Origin of the sequence: Halogeometricum sp. S1BR25-6, assembly GCF_031624495.1 — an archaeon.
GTDB classification, from domain to species: Archaea; Halobacteriota; Halobacteria; order Halobacteriales; family Haloferacaceae; genus Halogeometricum; species Halogeometricum salsisoli.
Window position 1 is genome coordinate 974,385 of record NZ_JAMQOP010000001.1, and the last position, 19,716, is coordinate 994,100.

18 protein-coding genes are annotated in these 19,716 nt (G+C 68.8%); 4 read left to right on the plus strand and 14 right to left on the minus strand.

Annotated elements, in window-relative coordinates; all coding sequences use genetic code 11:
* Positions 1-131: 131 nt before the first annotated feature.
* The 6 genes from NDI76_RS05130 to pyk form a co-directional block, all read right to left on the minus strand.
* Positions 132-1,352 (minus strand): SPFH domain-containing protein, encoded by a 1,221-nt coding sequence (locus NDI76_RS05130; RefSeq protein ID WP_425498348.1) that lies wholly within the window; start codon positions 1,350-1,352, stop codon positions 132-134.
* An 89-nt stretch (positions 1,353-1,441) separates the two neighbouring features.
* Positions 1,442-2,068, minus strand: coding sequence for an NfeD family protein (locus NDI76_RS05135; RefSeq protein WP_310922934.1), 627 nt, complete (start codon positions 2,066-2,068; stop codon positions 1,442-1,444).
* Between the two features lie 102 nt (positions 2,069-2,170).
* Positions 2,171-3,424, minus strand: a complete 1,254-nt coding sequence (locus NDI76_RS05140) for a restriction endonuclease (RefSeq protein ID WP_310922935.1) — start codon at positions 3,422-3,424, stop codon at positions 2,171-2,173.
* 37 nt (positions 3,425-3,461) lie between these two features.
* Positions 3,462-5,267, minus strand: coding sequence for a DUF7282 domain-containing protein (locus NDI76_RS05145; RefSeq protein WP_310922936.1), 1,806 nt, complete (start codon positions 5,265-5,267; stop codon positions 3,462-3,464).
* Between the two features lie 121 nt (positions 5,268-5,388).
* The gene (locus tag NDI76_RS05150) at positions 5,389-5,691 is read right to left on the minus strand and encodes a DUF7312 domain-containing protein (protein ID WP_310922937.1); all 303 of its coding nucleotides are present in this window, start codon (positions 5,689-5,691) and stop codon (positions 5,389-5,391) included.
* Between the two features lie 69 nt (positions 5,692-5,760).
* Complete coding sequence (gene pyk / locus NDI76_RS05155) at positions 5,761-7,545, minus strand: pyruvate kinase (RefSeq protein ID WP_310922938.1); 1,785 nt, start codon at positions 7,543-7,545, stop codon at positions 5,761-5,763.
* 146 nt (positions 7,546-7,691) lie between these two features.
* Here pyk and NDI76_RS05160 point away from each other — a divergent pair, with 146 nt between their 5' ends.
* Positions 7,692-7,922, plus strand: a complete 231-nt coding sequence (locus NDI76_RS05160) for a hypothetical protein (RefSeq protein WP_310922939.1) — start codon at positions 7,692-7,694, stop codon at positions 7,920-7,922.
* A gap of 22 nt (positions 7,923-7,944) precedes the next feature.
* Here NDI76_RS05160 and metG read toward each other — a convergent pair whose 3' ends face one another.
* Positions 7,945-10,032 (minus strand): methionine--tRNA ligase, encoded by a 2,088-nt coding sequence (gene metG / locus NDI76_RS05165; RefSeq protein ID WP_310922940.1) that lies wholly within the window; start codon positions 10,030-10,032, stop codon positions 7,945-7,947.
* Between the two features lie 216 nt (positions 10,033-10,248).
* Here metG and NDI76_RS05170 point away from each other — a divergent pair, with 216 nt between their 5' ends.
* Complete coding sequence (locus NDI76_RS05170; RefSeq protein WP_310922941.1) at positions 10,249-10,761, plus strand: CNNM domain-containing protein; 513 nt, start codon at positions 10,249-10,251, stop codon at positions 10,759-10,761.
* Between the two features lie 151 nt (positions 10,762-10,912).
* Here NDI76_RS05170 and NDI76_RS05175 read toward each other — a convergent pair whose 3' ends face one another.
* The 4 genes from NDI76_RS05175 to NDI76_RS22580 form a co-directional block, all read right to left on the minus strand.
* Positions 10,913-11,440, minus strand: coding sequence for a YqaA family protein (locus NDI76_RS05175; RefSeq protein ID WP_310923867.1), 528 nt, complete (start codon positions 11,438-11,440; stop codon positions 10,913-10,915).
* 168 nt (positions 11,441-11,608) lie between these two features.
* On the minus strand, positions 11,609-12,670 hold the full coding sequence (gene mfnA, locus NDI76_RS05180; protein WP_310922942.1) for a tyrosine decarboxylase MfnA: 1,062 nt from the start codon (positions 12,668-12,670) through the stop codon (positions 11,609-11,611).
* Positions 12,671-12,754: 84 nt separating this feature from the next.
* Positions 12,755-15,070 (minus strand): phosphoenolpyruvate synthase, encoded by a 2,316-nt coding sequence (gene ppsA, locus NDI76_RS05185; RefSeq protein WP_310922943.1) that lies wholly within the window; start codon positions 15,068-15,070, stop codon positions 12,755-12,757.
* A gap of 103 nt (positions 15,071-15,173) precedes the next feature.
* Positions 15,174-15,377: a DUF8075 family protein gene (locus tag NDI76_RS22580; RefSeq protein WP_425498349.1), complete on the minus strand. Its 204-nt coding sequence runs from the start codon at positions 15,375-15,377 to the stop codon at positions 15,174-15,176.
* A gap of 224 nt (positions 15,378-15,601) precedes the next feature.
* Between NDI76_RS22580 and NDI76_RS05190 the strand changes: the two genes are divergently transcribed.
* Entirely contained in the window at positions 15,602-16,216 is a 615-nt protein-coding gene (locus NDI76_RS05190) for a J domain-containing protein (protein ID WP_310922944.1), read from the plus strand.
* Positions 16,217-16,220: 4 nt separating this feature from the next.
* Here NDI76_RS05190 and NDI76_RS05195 read toward each other — a convergent pair whose 3' ends face one another.
* The gene (locus NDI76_RS05195) at positions 16,221-17,015 is read right to left on the minus strand and encodes a DUF7839 domain-containing protein (RefSeq protein WP_310922945.1); all 795 of its coding nucleotides are present in this window, start codon (positions 17,013-17,015) and stop codon (positions 16,221-16,223) included.
* A gap of 130 nt (positions 17,016-17,145) precedes the next feature.
* On the opposite strand from NDI76_RS05195, the gene NDI76_RS05200 reads away from it, so the two are divergent.
* Positions 17,146-17,844 carry a metallophosphoesterase gene (locus tag NDI76_RS05200; protein WP_310922946.1) on the plus strand — a complete coding sequence of 233 codons (699 nt, stop codon included), beginning with the start codon at positions 17,146-17,148 and terminating at the stop codon, positions 17,842-17,844.
* 40 nt (positions 17,845-17,884) lie between these two features.
* Here NDI76_RS05200 and NDI76_RS05205 read toward each other — a convergent pair whose 3' ends face one another.
* The gene (locus tag NDI76_RS05205) at positions 17,885-19,201 is read right to left on the minus strand and encodes an NAD(P)/FAD-dependent oxidoreductase (protein ID WP_310922947.1); all 1,317 of its coding nucleotides are present in this window, start codon (positions 19,199-19,201) and stop codon (positions 17,885-17,887) included.
* 87 nt (positions 19,202-19,288) lie between these two features.
* Positions 19,289-19,702: a DUF7522 family protein gene (locus tag NDI76_RS05210; protein ID WP_310922948.1), complete on the minus strand. Its 414-nt coding sequence runs from the start codon at positions 19,700-19,702 to the stop codon at positions 19,289-19,291.
* Between the last annotated feature and the right edge of the window lie 14 nt (positions 19,703-19,716).

Consider the following 19,716-nt stretch of genomic DNA (forward strand, 5'->3'; position numbering starts at 1 on the left):
CGGTCAAAAGCTCTTCGCTCCGACGGATCACGGCCGACATATCTCTTTTCGTGAGATTTATCGCCGGTAGCGCGCTCTTACCGGCTCTTCGAATTTCGGAAAAAACGGTCGACGGCGCGGCACTCAGAGTTTCACAGCTCTTTTTCCGTCTCGCGCTGCTCCTCGTCGGCGTCGTCGGAACCGCTCGCGGATTCGGCGTCTTCCTCGTCGGCCTCGGCGACCACTTCGTCCGGGTCCTTGATGTCGGATTTGTCCGCCGCGTCCGCTTCGGCGACGACTTCGTCCGCGCTCTTCATGCCGGGGTCCGACCCCTCCTTGATGGCCTGGGCCTCCTGTTCGAGTTCCTCGACGTTCATCTCGGCCGCCTCGTCTATCTGGCCGAGTATCTCCTCGATGTCGTCGAGGCCGATGAGTTCGCGCGTCTCCTCGTCGAACTCTAGGCTGTCGAGACCGGCCTGTTCCTGCACGTCGGAGTTGCTCAACTGCCGGCCGTAGCGGCCGAGGAGGCTCGTGAGTTCCTGCGGGAGGACGAACGTCGTCGACTCGCCTTGGCCGATCTGTTCGAGCGTCTCCATTCCTTTCTCGATGATGGCGCGTTCGCCCATCGACTCGGCGGACTTCGCGCGGAGGACCGTCGAGATGGCGTCACCCTGCGCTTCGAGAATCTGACTCTGCTTTTCACCCTGCGCACGGATGATGTTCGACTGCTTCTCACCCTCGGCCTCTTCGACGGCGGAGCGCCGTTCACCCTGCGCCTCGAGAATCATGGCGCGGCGGCGACGCTCGGCGGACGTCTGCTGCTCCATCGCCTGCTGGACGTCCTGGGAGGGGTTCACTTCGCGGACTTCGACGCTCTCGACGCGGACGCCCCACTCGTCGGTGGGTTCGTCCAGTTCCTTGCGGATTCGCGCGTTTATCTCCTGTCGCTTGTTCAGCGTGTCGTCGAGTTCCATGTCGCCGAGGACGGCCCGGAGCGTCGTCTGCGCGAGGTTGGAGACGGCGCGCTTGTAGTCGTCGACCTCCAGAAAAGCCTTCCGCGCGTCCATCACCTTGATGTAGACGACGGCGTCGGCGGTGACAGGCGAGTTGTCGCGGGTGATGGCCTCCTGACGCGGCACGTCGAGCGTCTGCGTCCGCATGTCGAACGCGTACGTCCGCGAGACGAACGGCGGGATGAAGTTGATACCTGGTTCGAGCAGTTTCCGGTACTCGCCGAACACCGTAAGCGCCTTCTTCTCGTAAGCGTCGACGATTTCGACCATCTGGTAGACGGTCACGATGGCGAGGAGGAGCACCAACAAGCCGACGGCGTAGGCTCCGAACGCCGCCGCCTGTAGTGCCACGGGGTCCACTAGCATAGTCGGTGATTAGTGTGTCGGCCAAATAAGGCTTCGCACACCACGGCCGCGTACGACGTTCGCGCCGCGTCTCCGTCGCGCGTTCAGGCGCGTTCGGTTTCGGTCTCCGTCTCGGTCGTCTCCTCCCGCCGTTCGCCGTCGTCATCGTCATCGTCGCGGTTCTCCCGTCGCCGACGCTCCCGTTCGAGTTCCCGGTCGATATCGTCCAACCCGCCGTCGAGCGATTCGACAGTGATGACGTTGCCGCCGCCGGGGTCGACGACGATGACCTCGCTCCCCTCGGAAATCTCGCCGCTCACCGACCGGGCCGCGTAGTAGGGGTTGAACCCGCCGCCCTCGTCCAGTTTCACCTCGCCCTCCGTCGGCGTCACGCGCTCCGTGACGCGCGCGGTGCGCCCGCGGAGCGACGCCGAGTCGCTGGTCTTTCCGCTTCCCTTGCCGCCGTAGAGGTCGAGTTCGCGGTAGCCGTACAGCGCGAGGGCGCCGAACACGAGCACGAGAACCCCGAGGACGACGGGGCTGGCCGCCGGGCCGAGCAGGAGGCCGACCAATCCGGCGGCCAACAGCGCGACGCCGAGGACGACGAGGTGCGCCCCCGGCGCCAGCGCCTCGGCGAGGGAGACGCCAACGCCCGCGACGACGAGCAGGTACGGCAGAAGCTCTGGCGGGATAACGGGCTGGAGGAACGCCGTGAGCGGCGACCGGAGCATAGGGGACCTAGGGAAGGAGGTCGATTAAGCGTTGTCACGTCGCACGGGTGGAGACGGGCGGTCGCGTCGGGCGGCGACGGTCGCACCCGCACTGCGAACCAATCACGCAGCGGCCACCGTCGCCTCCGCCTCGACGGTGCCGTCGCGGACGAACCGGACGAACTCGTCGCCCCGGAGCACGAGCGTCGCGCTTTCGGCGTCGTCGGGGACGGAGAAGACGACCCACACCTCCCGCGGGTCGTCCGGGGCGAACAGCCCTCCTTGGTCGAAGCCGACGACGCCGTCCAGCGGCTGGTGGCCGTACCGCTCGCCGGCGACCTCCAGCGCCAGCGACGACTCGTCCATCGAGAGCGGCGACGACCCGACGTTGCTCACGTTCATCCGCACGAGGACGAACGTCTCGTTCGGCGGCGCGTCGTAGGTGGTTCCGTTCACCGTCAGCGACTCGGCCGTCCGCGCGTTCCACCGCACCTCTGCCGTCGCGTTCGCCCCGGCCGTCGAGAGCGCCGAAACCGCGAGGTCGCCCCCGCCGCCGGCCCCGCCGATGGCCGGGAGTCCGAGCGCCGGGCCGACGGCCGACCCGAGCAGGAAGACGACGAGGACGACGAGCGCCGCCGGAAGGACGACGTTCGGCCGCGGTAGACTCGTCAGCGGGCCGGGGAGCGCGCCCGCGATGTCCCGCCCGCCGTCGTCCCCGCCTCCGTCCGCGCCGTCGCCGGACTCACCCGAGTTCCCGGCGGCCGCATCGGCCGGGGTCTTCGAGGTCGAATTCGATTTTGGCTCCGGGTCCCGGTTCGCTCCGTCGGGGCCTCCTTCACCGTCCTCGTCTCCACCGTCACCTCCACCTCCGTCGCCGCCGACCGGCAACCGGTCGAGGAGCGCCGCGAAGTCGAACGGAAGCGCCTCGGGGACCGGGACGCCGTACGAGCGCAGGGTGGCGAGCAGTCGGTCCAGCGGTCCGTGGTCGCCCCCGCCGGTGTAGGTCCGGAGGACGTGCTCGAAGCCGCCCTCCTCGACGGTTCCGGCGAGCGTCTCGCGATCCAAGAGGTGGATGCCCTTCGACTCGGCTATCTCCCTGGCCTCGCCGGCGTAGGCACCCTGCGTCGCCACGACGGCCACGTCGATGCCCTTCTTGCGGCAGAAGCCGACGAACCGCTTCACGTGCTGGGTCGACACGTGCGACTCCGCCGTCGGGAAGACGTACAGGACGCCCCGCTTGCCGTCGCCGCGCCGTCCGACGATGAAGTACGTCTCGTCGGGGCGCTGCTTGACCGAGGTGTCCCACCCTCGCTCGTCCCACAGGTCGGCCAGGAAGGAGACGAACGCCTCCGGTTCCAGTTCCGGTAGGTTCTCCATCAGTGCTCCCCCCGTTCGTTCGAGTCGCGTGTGTCCATCATTCGTCGTCCTCCCCCGTCGTTCCGCGCGCGAACAGCCCTGCCGCCGCCAGAATCGCCGCGACGGCGACGGCCGGTGACAGCGGTACGCCCGTCCCGGAGGTGCCGTCGGACGGCCCCAGCGGCGTCTCCGACAGCACCGGGTAGGGCGTCGCCGTCGGGGCCGACGTGGCCGCGACCGTCGCAGTCGGCGTCCCCGTCGCGGCCGCCGGCGTCTCGGTCGGCGGCGACTCGAAGGCGACGCGCGCGGTGTCGCCGACGACTCGTCCCGACCGGGTGTACTCGCTGTCGTTCCGCGAGTACGCCGCGTCGCCGTCCGAGTCGTTCACGAGTTCGGCGCGGAGCGTCTGCTCCTCGTACAACGGGAGCGACAGACCCGCGCTGACGTTCTCGTGTCGCCCCGGCGCGAGGTAGTCCGAACGGCCGACGCCGTTCCCGTCCGCGTCGTGGATGCGGACGAACCCGCCCTCGGGCGCTTCGACGAACGCGAGGGTTACCGCGGCGTCGCGGGCGGACTGGTCGTCGAACCGAACGGTCGCGTTCGGGGCGACGAGCGTCACCTCCTGGGCCGTTCCCGGGTAGAACTCGTCCGTCCACAGCGTCGCGGTCACGCCGCGCGTCACGCCGTAGAGGTCGATGGTCGTCTCGTACTCGCGGTTCGCGTCCACCGTGGCCTCGCTAATGAGGAGGAACGCGTCGGGCCGCGGCGACCGGAGGCGAACCTCCAGCGTCGCGTTCGGCGCGCGCGTCGTCTCCCCGCGGACGACGAACGTGTCGTTCTCCCACGGGTACTGCACCGTGTCGTTCACCGGTTCGAGCGACGCCTCGGCCTCGACGAGTCGGAACGTCGTCGCCGCGACGACGGTGTCCTCCTCGACCAGTCCGTTCGCCGCGGTGAGCGTCAGGCGCGCCTCGTACTCGTTGCGTTCAGGGCGGTCCTCGTCGGCTTCGACCGCGGAGGTGTCCCAGACGAAGTACACCGTGCCGTCCTCGAAGGCGGGGAGGACGGTGACGTTCGCCTCGTCGTCCAGTCCCGCGGTGTACGCGCCCGAGTCGCTGTTCGGGGCGGGCGACACCTGCGAGACGGACCACTCGACGCCGTTCGCCGCCGCGCCGCCGGTCAGGTTCTCGACGTTCAGCGCCGACTCCAGCCCCGACTCTTCGACGCGCATCACGGCGTAGTCGCCGACGGCGACGACGTTCGAGTCGGACATCACGTCGGTGAGCGCCCCGACGTCCGCATCGTCGCCGTCGGCGCCGGTGGCGTACTCGGTCACCTCGAACTCGGCGGGCGCGACGAACGACTCGGCGCGCATCTCCTCGCGGGGTTCGACGGTGAGCGTCGCCACGGCGCGTTCGTCGCCGTCGACGCTGACGTTCATCAGGTACCGCGACGGCATGAGCGACTTCGAGAGCGGTTTCGACAGGAGCGTCGCGTCGCCGCCCTCGACGAACTCGTCGGGGTCGGCGGCCGTCGACGCGTAGGTGTCGATGGTCACCTCGTCGGTGCCGCTCCCACCGAGGGCGACGATGAGGTGGAAACCGCTGCCGGGTTCGCCGACGGTGACGTTCGCCGGGCCGGAGTGGCTGACGGTGAACGTCACCTCGTCGCCGCGGGTGACGGTCAGGTCGCCGCCGATGGAGGCGGAGGCGGCGTCGGCGGCGAAGACGGCGGGCGCGTCGGCGTCCGTGTCGGGGACGACCGACCGCGTCCGCTCGTCGGGCGGGAGGGCGAGTGCGGGGGCGGCGGTGGCGACGAGCAGGAGCGCCGCGACCAGCGCCGCGAGGGGGCGTATCGGATGCATCGGGGCGGCAGTTACCCCTCTCTACCCGGTATCCAGCATAAAAGACTACGGTCGAGTACTCAGAACTGATAATCTCGGTGTCCGACAGGACGTCTCGGAGGTTCCGCCCGGCGCGGCCCTCTCAGAGCAGTGTGGCGACCAGCGCCACGGTGGCCAGCGCGCCCAGCACGACGAAGAGGACGTTCTCCGGGGTCGGCGACCCCGGTTCGAGCGGTCCGAGCGGCGGGCGGTCCTCGCCGACGGCCTCCGCGATGCCCACCTCGTCGTCTCCGTCGTCGCGGGCGTCCGGACCGTGGTCTCCGTTCTCGGCGTCGTTGCGGCGGTCCTCTCTCGGGTCGGCGGGCGCGCGGGTCGGGTCGCCGCGCCGGTCGGCGTGGGCGTCGACGTCGTCCCGTCGGTCGTCGCCGTCGTCGCGCGTGTCCATCGAGTCGACCTAGGCGACGGGTCGGCAAAGGCCTACCGACCCGCTCCGTTCGGGACGCCCCGCGGCCGTTCAGTTCCCGGGCCGCTCTCTCGCCGAGCGAATCCGGTCGGACTCGTGTTTGATGACGTTGCCCTCGTAGACGATGCCGCGCTCGGCGTGCAGGGTGATTTCGGTACCGGCGGCGACGCTGTTGGGGATGGGGGCGCCCGAAATCATCGGGAGGTCGAGTTCGCGGGCGACCAGCGCGGGGTACCCCGTCATGCCCGGGCGGGCGTCGATGATGCCGCCGAGTTTCTTCGCGTCGCCGTCGAACTCGCCGTCGAAGGCGGCGGTGAGAGCGAGCAGCGCCCCCTCCGGGACGTCCGAGAGGTCGCCGTCGTCGGAGACGGCCAGCGGTCCGGCGACCCGGCCGCCAACGACCTTCCGCCCCGTCGCGACGGCCTCGGCGGCGACGTGGACCTTCAGCATGTTCGTCGTGTTCGTCCCCTCCAGTTCGGTCATCATCCCCGAGAGGACGACGAGCGTGTCGCCGGAGGCGGCCACGTCGGCGTCGAGGGCCGCGTCGACGGCGTCGTCCATGATGTCGTTGATGCCGTTGCGGTAGTCGGCGTACTTCGGGATGACGCCCCACGAGAGCGTGAGTTGGCGGCGCACGCGGTCGTTCGGCGTCGTGGCGACGACGGGCACGCTGGGGCGGAACTTCGCCGTCTTTCGGGCGGTGTACCCCGACTCCGAGGCGGCGACGATGGCGCTGGCGTTCACGTCGCGCGAGAGATAGCGCGCCGAGCGAGCGAGCGCCTCCGTCCGCGACTCGCCTTCGGCGACGGGGACGTGCTGTTCTTGATTCTCGGCGTACTCCTCGCTGGACTCGACCTGTCGGACGATGCGGTCCATCGTCTGGACGACGCGCACCGGGTTGTCGCCGATGGCCGTCTCGCCCGACAGCATCACGGCGTCGGTGCCGTCGAGGACGGCGTTGGCTACGTCGGAGGCCTCCGCGCGCGTCGGCCGCCGGGAGTGGACCATCGAGTCGAGCATCTCCGTCGCCGTGATGACTGGGGTCCCCGTCGCGTGGCACTTCCGAATGATGCGCTTTTGGATGATGGGCACCTCTTCGAGCGGCATCTCCACCCCGAGGTCGCCGCGGGCGACCATCACGCCGTAGGACGCCTCGATTATTTCGTCGAGGTTCTCGACGGCCCCCGCTCGCTCTATCTTGGCGACGACGGGGATGTCGGCGCCGAGGTTTTCGAGGGCGTCGCTGATGGTGTAGATGTCCTCGGCGGAGCGCACGAACGAGGCGGCCACGAAGTCCGCCCGCTTCTCGGCGGCGACTTCGAGTTCGCGCTGGTCGCCTTCCGTGATGAGGTCGATGTCGAGTTTGACGCCCGGGAGATTGACGCCCTTCCGCGCCCCGAGTTCCCCGCCCGACTCGATGCGCGCGATGACGGCGTCGCCCTCGACGCGTTTGACCGTCGCCTCGATGCGGCCGTCGTCGAGCAGGATGGTGTCGCCCGCCTCGGCGGCCGAGATGGAGTACGAGAGGCCCACCTCTTCCGGCGTCGCGTCCTCACCCTCGAGGAAGCGGACTTCGCTCCCGGTGTCGAGGCGGATGGAGCCGTCGATGGGGGCGGTCCGGACTTCCGGTCCCTGCAGGTCGACCATCGCGGCCAGCGGTTCCGTGGTTGCGTCGTCGACGGTGCGAATGCGGTCTATCACTTCCTCTCGGTGCTCCGGCGTGCCGTGGCTGGCGTTCAGGCGCGCGACGCTCATACCGGCGTCGGACAGCGCCCGAATCGTCGCTCGGTCGTCGGAGGCGGGACCGAGCGTACAGACGATTTTCGCATTTCTCATGGCAGCGACTACAGGGCAACGCATAAAAAAGCCCGACGATGCCACTACTTCCGTGGTAAAAATAATCACCGTTACGGCTCGGGTCTCTCGGGGACCCCTCCGCCCCGCCGTCACGCTTTAGCGCCGCGCGGGAGACAGCGGGAGGCGTGCAGCACATCACGGACGACATCGTCGGCAAGCGCGTCGTCGGTCCCGACGGCGAGCGCATCGGCAAGGTGACGGGTGTACAGGACGGCAAGGCGATGCTGAAGGCCGAGACGGGCGTCGCCGCCGAGATGGAGGACGCCCTCAGCGGCGCGGACGACGAGACGCTCTCGGTCACCGCCGACCAAGTGGTCGAGGTGACCGACGAGGAAGTGCACGTCTCGCGCCCCTGAGAGACTCAGGCCGCGTCGACGACTACCGGACGCGCGTCCCCGGTTCGGCGTCGCCGTGGGTCGTCAGCAGGTCCGCCTCTTCGCCCGCGGCCAGCACCATCCCGTTCGACTCGACGCCGAACAGTTCGGCCTTCTCCAGGTTGGCCACGACGACCACCTTCTTTCCGGGCAGTTCCGAGAGGTCGTGGAGCTGTTTCAGCCCCGCCACGATCTGACGCTCCTCGAACCCGACGTCGACGGTGAGTTTCGCCAGTTTGTCCGCGCCGTCGATGCCCTCGGCGTCGAGAATCTCGGCGACGCGGAGGTCGAGGTCCTGGAACTCCTCGAAGCCGATACGGTCCTCGACGAGCGGTTCGAAGTCGCCGCTCGCGTCCGCGTCTCCCCCGCCGCTCCCGGCGTCGTCGGACTCGCCCGCGTCGCCGTCTTCGTCGTCCGCCTTGGTCTCCGCGACGCGCGCTTCGAGCTTCTCGTTGAGTTCCTCGACGCGCTCTTCGTCTATCTTCTCGAACAGTTCGGAGGGCTCGCCGAAGGACGCCGCGGGCGCGTCGAGGGCGGCGTCGACGCCAACCTCGTGGACGTCCCCGTCCTCGTTCAGGTCCGCCCAGAGGCGTTCGGCCTTCGTCGGCGCGATGGGTTCGAAGAGGACGCCGACGGCCTTCGCCACCTGCACGCAGTCGCGGATGACCCGCTCTTTCTCCTCGCCGTCGTCGAGTTTCCATGGTTCGTTTCGCTGGATGTACTCGTTGCCGAACTGCGCGAGTCGGACGGCGGCGTTTCCGACTTCGCGGACGGAGTAGTCGTTGACGCCCGCGCGGAACTCCTCGATGGCCTCCTCAATGCGGTCGCGCACCTCCTCCGATAGCTCCGCCTCGGGCGTCCCCTCGTACTCGCGGTGGGCGAACAGCAGCGACCGGTAGAGGAAATTTCCGACGGTGCCGACGAGTTCGTTGTTCACCCGGTCGCGGAACTTCTCCCACGAGAAGTCGACGTCCTGCTGGAACCCGCCGTTGGTGGCGAGGTAGTAGCGGATGAGCGCCGGGGCGAAGCCCTCGTCCAGATACTCGTCGGCCCAGACGGCGCGGTTGCGCGACGTGGAGAAGCCCTTGCCGTTCAGCGTGATGAACCCGGAGGCCATCACGGCGCGGGGTTCGACGTACCCCGTCGCGCGCAGCATCGCCGGCCAGAAGACGGTGTGGTGCTGGATGATGTCGCGACCGATGATGTGGACGACGTCGCCCTCCTCGCGCCACGCCTTCTCCCAGTCGAAGACGTCCGCGCCGACTCGCTCGGAGTACTGCTTGGTGGAGGAGATGTACTCGATGGGGGCGTCGACCCAGACGTAGAGGACCAGGTCGTCTTCGGTGTCGCCCGGGTAGTCGATACCCCAGTCCATGTCGCGAGTGATACACCAGTCCTGCAGTTCGCCCTCGATCCACTCGCGGGGCTGGTTCTGGGCGTTCGAGGTTCCTTCCAACCGGTCGATGAACTCCTTCAGGTAGTCCTGCAGTTCGGAGACGCGGAAGAAGCGGTGGCTCCGCTCGCGGTACTCGGCGGGGTTGCCCGTCAGCGTCGACTCGGGGTCCTCTATCTCGCCGGGTTCGAGGTGGCGGCCGCACCCCTCGTCGCACTCGTCGCCGCGGGCGTGCGCGCCGCAGTAGGGGCAGGTGCCCTCGACGTAGCGGTCGGGGAGCCACTGGTCGGCCTCGGGGTCGTAGGCGATCGGAATCTCCTTCTCGTAGAGGTAGCCCTCCTCTTCGAGGGTGCGGACGAGGTCGGTCGTCAACTCCGTGTTCGTCTCGTCGTGGGTGTGCCCGTAGTTGTCGAACTCGATGTCGAACTTCGGGAACGCCTCCTCGTACTGTTCGTGGTGGCGGAGGGCGAACTCCTCGGGCGTGACGCCCTCCTTCTCGGCGTTGACGGCGACGGGCGTGCCGTGCATGTCGGACCCGCTGACGAACGCCGTCTCCTGGCCGAGTCGTTTCAGCGCGCGACTGTAGACGTCGCCGCCGACGTACGTCCGGAGGTGGCCGATGTGCAGGTCGCCGTTCGCGTACGGCAACCCGCAGGTCACCACCGCCGGGTGCTCCGTGGGGAACGGTTCGTGGCTCATAATCGTGTCTGGTGGTTCGGAGGGGCGAGGCCTAAATCCCGTCGGGTTCGTTCGCTTCCCTCACTCCCCGACGACTTCCCGCTCGCTTGCGCTCGCGGGAATCCCGTCGGGTTCGCTCGGACTCGCTTCGTTCGTCCTCGGTCCCCGACACCGAACGGGGCCGCGCGGACGGCCGACACCACCGCGGTTTTGGCGGGCGGTCTCGAACCGCCGGGCATGGAACTCGCGTCCGCCGCCCTCGGGTTCGGTGCCGTCGTCGCCCTGCTGCTGTGCAGCGCCTTCTTCTCCAGTTCCGAGACGGCCATCTTCTCGCTTCCGGCCGCGTGGGTGGACGAACGCGCCGCGACGGGCGACCGTCGCGCGACGACGCTGAAACGCCTGCGCCAGGACCCGCACCGACTGCTCGTCACCATCCTCGTCGGAAACAACCTCGTGAACGTGGCGATTTCGAGCATCGTGACGGTACTGCTCGTTGAGCGGTTCTCGGCGGGCGTCGCCGTCTCCGCCGCGACGCTTCTCGTCGGCACCGTCGTCCTCGTTTTCGGCGAAATCGTGCCGAAGTCCTACGGCCTCGGCAACGCGCGGCGCTGGTCGCTCGTCGTGGCGGGCCCCGTCTCCCTCGTCGAACGCGCCATCTCGCCGCTGGTCTCGCTGTTCGACGCGCTGACTCGGCGGCTGACGGCGTGGCTCGGCGGCGAGTCGGACATCGAGAAATCGTACACCGAGTGACCGGTCGCGGGCCGCGCCTCAGTCCGCGTTCGGTCGCATCCCGGTCGGTACGGAAAGTCGCTCACGGGGCAGCGCCGCTCGCGAGCGACGAACGGCGACGAACTTCCCCGGCGGGCCGCCCGGAGGAGACGGAGTTACGCCGCGCGGCCGGTCAGAACAGCGTCGACAGCGCCTCGACGCCGACGAGCGTCACTATCAGTCGCCCGACGCTTCCGACGAACGTGGCGGCGGCGAACTTCACATAGTCCTCTTCGAGGACCGAGAAGGCGTAGATGGAGAGGGTGTCGGGGAATGCCGGAACGCAGAGCGCCGCGGCGAGGCCGGCGTACCCCCACGTCTGGGCTATCTCCAGCGTCTTCTCCTCGGTCCACTCCATGATGCCGAAGCGCGACTCCCGGAGTTTCCGCTCGACGAACCCGGAGTTCTTCGCCTCCTGGCCGATGTGGAACGCGAAGACGCTCCCCGCCGCCTTGCCAACGCCGCTGACGAGAATGATGACCGCGTACCGCGCGTTCTGCGAGAGCCCCAACTCGAGCGGCGCCAGGAGGACGACTTCGCTCACGCCGGGGAGTGCGAACGCGATGAGAAACGAGTAGACGAAGATGATGACCAGCCCGAACCATCCGGTCGCCGTCTCGACGACCGACCGCAGACCGAGGTTCGGAAACAGCCCCCCGATGCCGCTCGCCGCGAAGTCGGCAACTGCGCCGGCGAGCGAGGGTGAACTCGGAATCGACGACAGCGCGTCGAGGGCGGCGACGAGGGACACGGCTATCGGTCTCTCCCGGACGAGAGGACGTAAGTCTTGAGATTCGGCCCACGCTCGGGGCGCTTCGGAGCGTCGAGATCAGCGGACCGCGTCGAGGTCGGCGAGGAACGACGAGAGCGAATCACGCGTGACGTGCGGCATGCAGACGACGCGGAGGAGGTCCGACCCGGTGCGCGAGACGCGCCACCCTCGTTCGCGGAGGGCCTCGAAGAGGGGGCCGGGCACGTCGGCGGCGACGAGGGGGAGTTCGGGGTCCACCACCTCGATTCCCCGCCCCCGCAGTTCGCCGGCGAACCACGCGGCGAGGTCCGCGGCGCGTTCGTACTCGCGGCGGTAGCCGTCGGGCCACAGAGCGTCCATCGCGGCGGCGGCGGAGGCGACGCCCGCGCCGCTTCTGGTGCCGGTGAGCGTCGCCTGCGACGTCGATTCGAGGTACGGCGTCTCGACGGCCAGCGCGTCCAGTCCCGCGCGCTCGCGGAACAGGAGACCGCCGGCCGGGATGCACGCCCGCCCGCACTTGTGCGGGTCGACGGTGAGCGAGTCGATGGGCGCGTGCGCGAAACTCCACGCCGTCTCGGCGAACGGGAGGAGGAAGCCGCCCCACGCGGCGTCGACGTGGCAGAACGCGCCGGCGTCGTGCGCGATGTCGACCAGGTTCGGGATGGGGTCGACGCGCCCGAACTCCGTGCTGCCGGCGACGCCGACGACCAGCACGGTGTCGTCGTCGACGGCGGCGCGCACGGCGTCGAGGTCGGCGCGATGGTCCGCGTCGGTGGGGACGAGGCGGAGTTCGACGCCGAGCACGTCGGCCGCCTTGTTGAACGAGAAGTGCGCGCTCTCGGGGGCGACGACGTTGGGATTCGACGTCCGGTCTCGGCTTCGGTTCCGCGCCGCGCGGACGGCCTGGATGTTCGCCTCGGTGCCGCCGCTGGTGACGTAGCCGTTCGGGTCCGAGAGGCCGGCTATCTCGCCGAGGGTGTCGACGGCGTCGGCCTCCAACGTGGCCACCTCCTCGTACGTCGCGGGGTCGCCGGGGTTGGTGGCGAGGAATCGCTCCGCCGCGTCGCGCGCCGCGGGGTGCGGTTCGGTGCACATCGACGAGAGAACGCGGTCGAACGTCTGCGGCGCGGACCGCTGCATAGTCCCCGAGTGGGCGCCGCGGCGTTTATCAATTCCGTTGTACGTCGGCGGGGGAGCGACCGATTCCCGCCGTCCGAGTTGACCTCAGCGCACCGAGTCGAGCACGAGTCGCTGCTCCTCCCGCTTGACCTCGTGTTGCACGTCGCGGACGGCGTCGATGTTCGCCGAGATGGAGGAGACGCCCTCGTTGACGAGGAACTGGACCATCTGCGGTTTCGACGCCGCCTGCCCGCAGATGCTCGTCTTCACGTCCAACTCCCTGCACGTCTCGATGGTGTCGCCGATGAGTTTCAACACGGCGGGGTGGAGTTCGTCGAACCGGCCGGCGACGTTCTCGTTGTTCCGGTCGACGGCGAGGGTGTACTGCGTGAGGTCGTTCGTCCCGAACGAGACGAAGTCGAGTCCCGCTTCGGCCATCTCCTCGACGCCGAGCGCCGAGGCGGGCGTCTCTATCATCACGCCCCACTCGCGCTTCTCGGGGTCGATGCCCGCCTCGCGCATGAGTTCCCTCGCCTGAATGACGTCCTCGGCGTCGTTGACGAGGGGGAACATCACCTCGACGTTGTCGTAGCCCATCTCGAACAGCCGTCGGAACGCCTCCAACTCGTGTTTGAACAGGTCGGGCTTGTCGAGGCTTCGTCGGATGCCTCGGTAGCCGAGCATCGGGTTGTGCTCGCGCGGTTCGTCCTCGCCGCCCTCCAACTGCCGGAACTCGTCGGTCGGGGCGTCGAGGCTCCGAACGCGTACCGGTCTGGGGTAGAACTCCTCGGCGACGCCGCGGATGCCGTCGACGAGTTCCTCGATGTAGGCGCGTTCGCCGTTGTCCTCGATGTACTTCGTCGGCGTCTTGCCGAGCGACAGCACCATGTGCTCGATGCGGAGGAGGCCGACGCCGTCGGCGCCCGTCGCGGCGGCGCGTTCGGCGGCTTCGGGGATGGAGACGTTCACTTTCACCTCCGTGGCCGTCATCGGCTTGACGGGCGTCTTCGGCCGCGCCTCCTCGATGGGTTCTCGCTGTTCCTCCGTCTCTTCGGCGCCCTCGCGGACGGTGCCCTTGTCGCCGTCGATGGTGATGGTCTCGCCGTCGGGTATCTCCCGGGTGCCCGACCCGGTGCCGACGACGGCGGGCACGCCGAGTTCGCGCGAGACGATGGCCGCGTGGGAGGTCATTCCCCCCTCGTCGGTGACGATGCCCGCCGCGCGCTTCATCGCGGGCACCATGTCCGGCATCGTCATCTCGGTGACGATGATGTCGCCCTCGGCCACCTGGTCGAGGTGGTCGAGTTTCGTGATGATGCGAGCCTCGCCGGCCGCGATGCCGGGACTCGCGCCGAGGCCGCGCAGTATCATGTCGCCGGACCCCGAGGCCCGGTCCTCTCCCGCCTGACCCTGCTGGCCGTTCTCGGACCCGCCGTCGCCGGCGGCGGCCTCGCGGGCCGCCGACTCCTCCTCGCCGTCGGAGATGGTGGTGATGGGGCGGGACTGCAGCATGTACACGTCGCCGTCGTAGACGGCCCACTCGACGTCCTGCGGTTCGCCGTAATGGTCCTCGACGCGTTCGCCGAGTTCGACGAGGCGAGCGATTTCGCTCTCGTCGAGGACGCGCGCGTCACGCATCTCCTCCTCGACGTCGAGTTCGACCGTCTCGCCGGTCTCCTCGTCTTTGACCATCTTCGTCTTCTTGTCCGCGATGGTGGCCGTCTCCACCTCCCCCGAGTCGCGGTCGACGACGTAGTTGTCCGGCGAGACGGACCCCGAAACCACGGCCTCGCCGAGACCCCACGCCGCCTCGATGATGATTCGAGGGTCGCCCGTCGAGGGGTGCGAGGTGAACATTACGCCGGACTTCTCGGCGTCGACCATCTCCTGGACGACGACGGCGATGTCGACGTCGCGGTGCGGGAACCCCTTGCGGTTGCGGTAGTAGATGGCGCGCTGAGAGAACAGCGACGCCCAGCACTCCTTCACTCGCTGGAGCAGGTTGTCCCGCTGAACGTTCAGGTACGTCTCCTGTTGGCCGGCGAACGACGCGTCCGGGAGGTCCTCGGCCGTCGCGGAGGAGCGCACCGCAACGAACGCCCCGCCCTCGCCGATGTCGTCGTAGGTGGCGAGAATCTCCTCGCTCACCTCCTCCGGTATCGGCGTCTCCATGATGAGTTCGTGCGCTCGTTCGTGCGCCGTCTTCAACGCCGCAGAGTCCTCGTGGTCGACGTCGACGGCGTCGAAGAGTTCCTCGTCGATACCCGCTTCCTCGATGAACGAACGGTACGTCCCGGCGGTGACGACGAACCCCGGCGGCACGGGAAGACCCGCCGAGGTCAGTTCGCCCAGTGAGGCGCCTTTACCGCCGACTGTGTCGATGTCGTCGGCGCGTACGTCGTCCAGCCAAACTACAGCCATTAGCGTTTGTCAATGATTACGATGCCTCATAAGTACTTTCCGACCGACGAAGGCGTGAATAATGCCGTACTCGGCTCCGAGTACGTAATTCTCGCCGTAATCGTCACTCCTCTCCCCACCGCTCTCGACCATGGGCTTCGCAGAAAGTTTCGCCGGAACCGAAATCCGGATAGAACGCCTCGCCGGCCGCGACGGCCTCACCGCAGACCGCACAGCAGTCGTCGTGGCGCAGGAAGTACTTCCCGTCCGGCCGTCCCGTCTCCAGTCGCCCGGTCCGGACGGCGGGACGGGTGAGTCCCTCGCCGATAGTAGCGTCTGCAACTGTCTACTCATCCGACCGCGCCCTGTCGTGCGGTCGAGTGAGTGATGACTTGCAGACGCTTACTATCTCTACGTCCGCTCCGGTCCATCGGCCTCGTCGAATCGAATCGGTTGCACGCGGGGAGATAGGCCGCCGGACGGGAAACCTCCGCGGCCGTGTCGCACCCGCGCGGCGAGAGGTTCTTTACGTCGGAACCCCACCGATTTCCTGTGCAGTCCGACTTGGTGTCGGCGTTCCCGCCGTGGCTCCTCCTCGGCGTCGCCGGCGGCCTCCTCGCGTCTGTGTTCGTCGCGGGCGCGTTCGTCGTGGGGAGACGCCTCTTCCCCGACGAACCGACGGCGAGAGCCGTCGTCGACGGCGCCGGCCGCCGACGGACGGAGATACGCGACTACCTGCGAGAGATAGGCGAACCGTTCGCCGAGGACCACCCGGTCCGCGGCGAGACGGTGGAGTTCTACCTTCCCGGCCGCGACGTGGCCGTGACGTTCGACGCGATGGCGTACTTCCGACTCGAACGCGCCGGGACGTACACGGTGCTGTGCGAACACGAGATGCCGGCCCGCGGCCTCGGCCGCCGCCTCCCGTTCGACGTGCCGGAACCCGAACCCGTCGTCCCGAACGCCGCCGACCCCGTCGCGGCGGCGTTCGACCACCTCGACCTGCCGCGGAGCGCCGACCCCTCCGAGGTGAAAGGCGCCTACCGGGACAAGGTGAAGACGGCGCACCCCGACCACGGCGGGTCCCGGCCCGAGTTCCAGCGGCTTCAAGAAGCGTACGCGACCGCCAGAGAACACGCCGAGAGCGGTCCGCCCGCCCGCGTCTGACGGTCTATTCTGCGACCCGCGCCGCCTCCGTCACTTCGTACAGTACGTCGCCGTCGCGGAGGGCGTCGGTCACGCGCCCCACGAGGTCCGTCGTCGCCACCACCACGGCCGCGAGGCCGCGCGCCGCGCCCGCCGCCGCCACCTCGCCCGCGGCCAGCGTCGTCTCCACCTCCACGCCGGCCTTCCGGAGCGACACGACGGCTTCGACGCCCGCCGCGACGACCACGTCCGCGTCGGCGCACGCCTCGGCGAGGCGGTCCAGTTCGACGGCACGGCTCCCGCCCGACCGCGCGGGCGGTACCTGCACGACGGTGACGCTTCCGGGGTCCATCTCGATGACGCCCTCGAACCCGGTGATGCTCACGTCCTCGTCCGCCTCGGCGGCCGTTGTCGTCACACCCGTCGCCGGGCCGTCGTCGCCGGGCGTGGCGCGGAGATGCCCCCCGCGGAGCGACAGCGTCACCGTCTCGCCCGCCTCGACGGCCGCCGTCGCGAGGGCGGCGTCCTCCTGCACGCTCTCCAAGACGTCGTCGGTGACGTGGTCGGCGAACCGTCGAAGGTCCTTCGCCTCTTGAAAGAGCCAGTCGACGCCCTCCTTCGTCACGCGGTAGCGCGAGCGCCCCTCCTTCTCCACGTACCCGTCCTCGACGAGTTGTCGGGTGTACTCGCTGACCGCCTGACTCGTCACGCCCACCGCCTCGGCCACCTCGCCCTGACTCACCGCCGGCTGCCGGTCGGCGATTTCGACGAGGATGCGGAGGCGCGTCGCCGTCCGTTTGTCTTCGAGGGCACCGCTCATACGCGCTCGGAGGCGACGAGCGATGAAAAATCCCCCCGGCGTCGGTCGGGGAGCCCCCGGTCCGCGCCGGCGTCCGTCGCGTCCCGTCCGGAACGCCACCGCTTTGCTCGCCCGCGCCGTCGGTGCTCGCGTGCACGACGTGACCTACCGCGACCGGGCGGCGTACCTCCCGTTCGCGGACGCCCTCGTCGTCGCGGACCTCCACGTCGGCCGCGCCGAGGCGTCGAACGTGGAGTTTCCCCTCGGCGAGGAGGCGGACCTCGGAGAGCGACTCGCCGCCCTCGTTGACGCGTTCGACCCCGCCGAGGTGGTGTTCGCCGGCGACCTGCTCCACCGGTTCGACGGCGCGACGGTCCGCGCGGCCGAGGGCGTGTCCGACCTCGTCGCGGTCTGCCGCGAGCGAGGCGCCCGGCCCGTGGTGGTCCGCGGCAACCACGACACCGCCCTAGAGACGGCGTGGGACGGCGACGTCCACGGCGAGTACGCCCTCACCGATGACCCGCGGACCGTCGTCTGTCACGGCCACGTCGCACCGGAGGCGGACGCCTCGCTGTACGTCGTCGGTCACGTCCACCCCGCCATCACCATCGAGTCCGTCCGCCGGCCGTGCTACCTCTACGGCGAGGGCGTCCACCGGGGTGCGGACGTCCTCGTCCTTCCGGCGTTCACTCGGTTGGCCGCGGGCGTCCCCGTTGAGGGGCTTTCCGGTGAGAAATCGGGGTCCCCGCTCGTGACCGACGTCGACGCGTTCCGCCCCGTCGTCTACGACGAGGACGCGGGCGAGGTGCTGTCGTTCCCGCCGCTAGGGGAGTTCCGACGGATGCTGTGAGGGCGGTGGAGACCCGGCCGGTCGTCGGTTCGGCGTGCGACTACCGCTCGGCGTCGGCGCGGACCTTCTCCGCGGCCTCGCGACCGCTCCGCATCGCGCCCTGAACCGACGACCACGCGGTGTACTCGCCGGCGAGGTACGTCCGGCCGTCGGGTTCGCGGTGGTCCGGGAGGGCGTCGTGGATTCCCGGCGGTTGGGCGAACTGTGCGAACTCGACCCGCTCGGTGTGCAGCGACTTCAGCGCCGGGAAGTCGCTCTCGTACCACGATTCGAGCGCGTCCCGCGTCGCTTCGAGCAGGTCGGAGGCGTCGCGGTCCATCGCGGCCGACCCGAGGAACGTCGCGCACAGCAACTGGTCGTCGCCGTCGGGGGCGTATTCGGGGGCCACGTCACTCACGGGAACGACGATGTTCGGCGCGTCGTCCGCGGCGTTGAGGAGTATCTTCTTCCGCGTGCCCAGTTTCTCGCGCTTCGGCAGCCGATAGTACTGCGTGACGCTGGTGCGCGCCCCGGTCGGAATCAGTTCCACGCCCGTCAGGCGCCGCGCCTCCTTCGGGTCGGTGGCGACGACGACCCGGTCGGCCTCCACTTCCTCCCCGCCCGCGGTGACGGTCACCGGACGGGCGTAGCCGTAATCGACCGGTTCCTCGTCGTCGCGCGTCTCGTCGTCGATGGCCTCGACGCCGGCGTCCGTGACGATTTCGGCGCCGGCCGCGCGCGCCTTCGCGGCCAACTGGTCGGTGACGGCGCCGATGCCGTCGGCCGGGAGACCGATTTCGCCCTCGCTCATCGCCTTGAACGTATACTCGAAGACGCGCTTTGAGGTCGACAGCGACCGGTCCAACGTGATTCCGCCGTAGAACGGCGCGACGAAGTTCTCGATGTAGCCCTCCGAGAACCCCCACTCCGCGAGGTACTCCCGAATCGAGTCGTCCTCGGCGGCGAAAATTTCGTCCTCGGATTGGGAGGCGACGTGCTGGCGGAGCAGCAGGGTGCGGAGTTTGTCGGTGACGGTCACCTCGTCGTTCAGAAGCGTCGGCAGCGTCGCCCGCGGGTTGCGAACGGGGTCCGACAGCGTCGAGCGCTTCCCCGGACGGGCGATGACCGCGCCGGGCGAGAAGTAGCGCATATCGAGCGCATCGAGGTCGAGTTCGCGCCGCACGGCGGGGTAGCCCGTGAACAGCACCTGAAACCCGCGGTCGAAGGTGAAGCCGTCGCGCTCCCGCGACCGGACCCGGCCGCCGACCTCGGGTCGTCGCTCGAACACGGTCACGTCCGCTCCGGCCTCGGCGAGGTGTCGCGCCGCGACGAGGCCCGCGAGGCCCGCGCCGGCGACGACGACGGTTTCTCCGTCCATACGGAGTCGGTGGAACGGCGGGCACAAAGAGGCGCGGGGTTCGGGAGGAGTACGGGCGGTCGGTTCTGGGCGGCCGTCCGCGAGCGACTACCGTTCGCTCACTTCCGATACCCGTCTCACCAACTCGTTCACCGGGAACTCGCCGTCGTAATCGAAGGACGCGAAGACTCCTTCGTATCGGTCCGACGGGAAGAAGAAGACAACGACGTCCTCGAAGAAGAGCGTCTGCGCGTCGAACCGACGTTTCCCGATGAGCGTCTTGAAGTCGTCTCCCGAGACGTGGTTCGCCATGATTAGCTTGTACGCGTCGTCGAGGTCCTCGTCCGAATAGATCCTCTCCACGTCGTCGCGAATGTACTCTATCTGCCAGTCGACGCTCCGGAGGTCTGCCACGACACGCGGTGTGAAACCCTCGAAATTCCACACTGCATCTGCGATCTTTGACATGCGACGGCGTCTTCCAACTACCGGCAAAAATAGCTTTTTCTCTGCTTCGCTCAACGGGACGGCCCTCT

What these genes read in the sequence shown, in the direction of transcription:
- NDI76_RS05140 (WP_310922935.1), bottom strand. Translation starts at nt 3,424, where the DNA reads ATGGAGAACCTACCGGAACTGGAACCGGAGGCGTTCGTCTCCTTCCTG.
- NDI76_RS05195 (WP_310922945.1), bottom strand. Translation starts at nt 17,015, where the DNA reads ATGAGCGGTGCCCTCGAAGACAAACGGACGGCGACGCGCCTCCGCATC.
- metG (WP_310922940.1), bottom strand. Translation starts at nt 10,032, where the DNA reads ATGAGCCACGAACCGTTCCCCACGGAGCACCCGGCGGTGGTGACCTGC.
- NDI76_RS05205 (WP_310922947.1), bottom strand. Translation starts at nt 19,201, where the DNA reads ATGGACGGAGAAACCGTCGTCGTCGCCGGCGCGGGCCTCGCGGGCCTC.
- pyk (WP_310922938.1), bottom strand. Translation starts at nt 7,545, where the DNA reads ATGAGAAATGCGAAAATCGTCTGTACGCTCGGTCCCGCCTCCGACGAC.
- NDI76_RS05170 (WP_310922941.1), top strand. Translation starts at nt 10,249, where the DNA reads ATGGAACTCGCGTCCGCCGCCCTCGGGTTCGGTGCCGTCGTCGCCCTG.
- NDI76_RS05150 (WP_310922937.1), bottom strand. Translation starts at nt 5,691, where the DNA reads ATGGACACGCGCGACGACGGCGACGACCGACGGGACGACGTCGACGCC.
- NDI76_RS05135 (WP_310922934.1), bottom strand. Translation starts at nt 2,068, where the DNA reads ATGCTCCGGTCGCCGCTCACGGCGTTCCTCCAGCCCGTTATCCCGCCA.
- ppsA (WP_310922943.1), bottom strand. Translation starts at nt 15,070, where the DNA reads ATGGCTGTAGTTTGGCTGGACGACGTACGCGCCGACGACATCGACACA.
- mfnA (WP_310922942.1), bottom strand. Translation starts at nt 12,670, where the DNA reads ATGCAGCGGTCCGCGCCGCAGACGTTCGACCGCGTTCTCTCGTCGATG.
- NDI76_RS05145 (WP_310922936.1), bottom strand. Translation starts at nt 5,267, where the DNA reads ATGCATCCGATACGCCCCCTCGCGGCGCTGGTCGCGGCGCTCCTGCTC.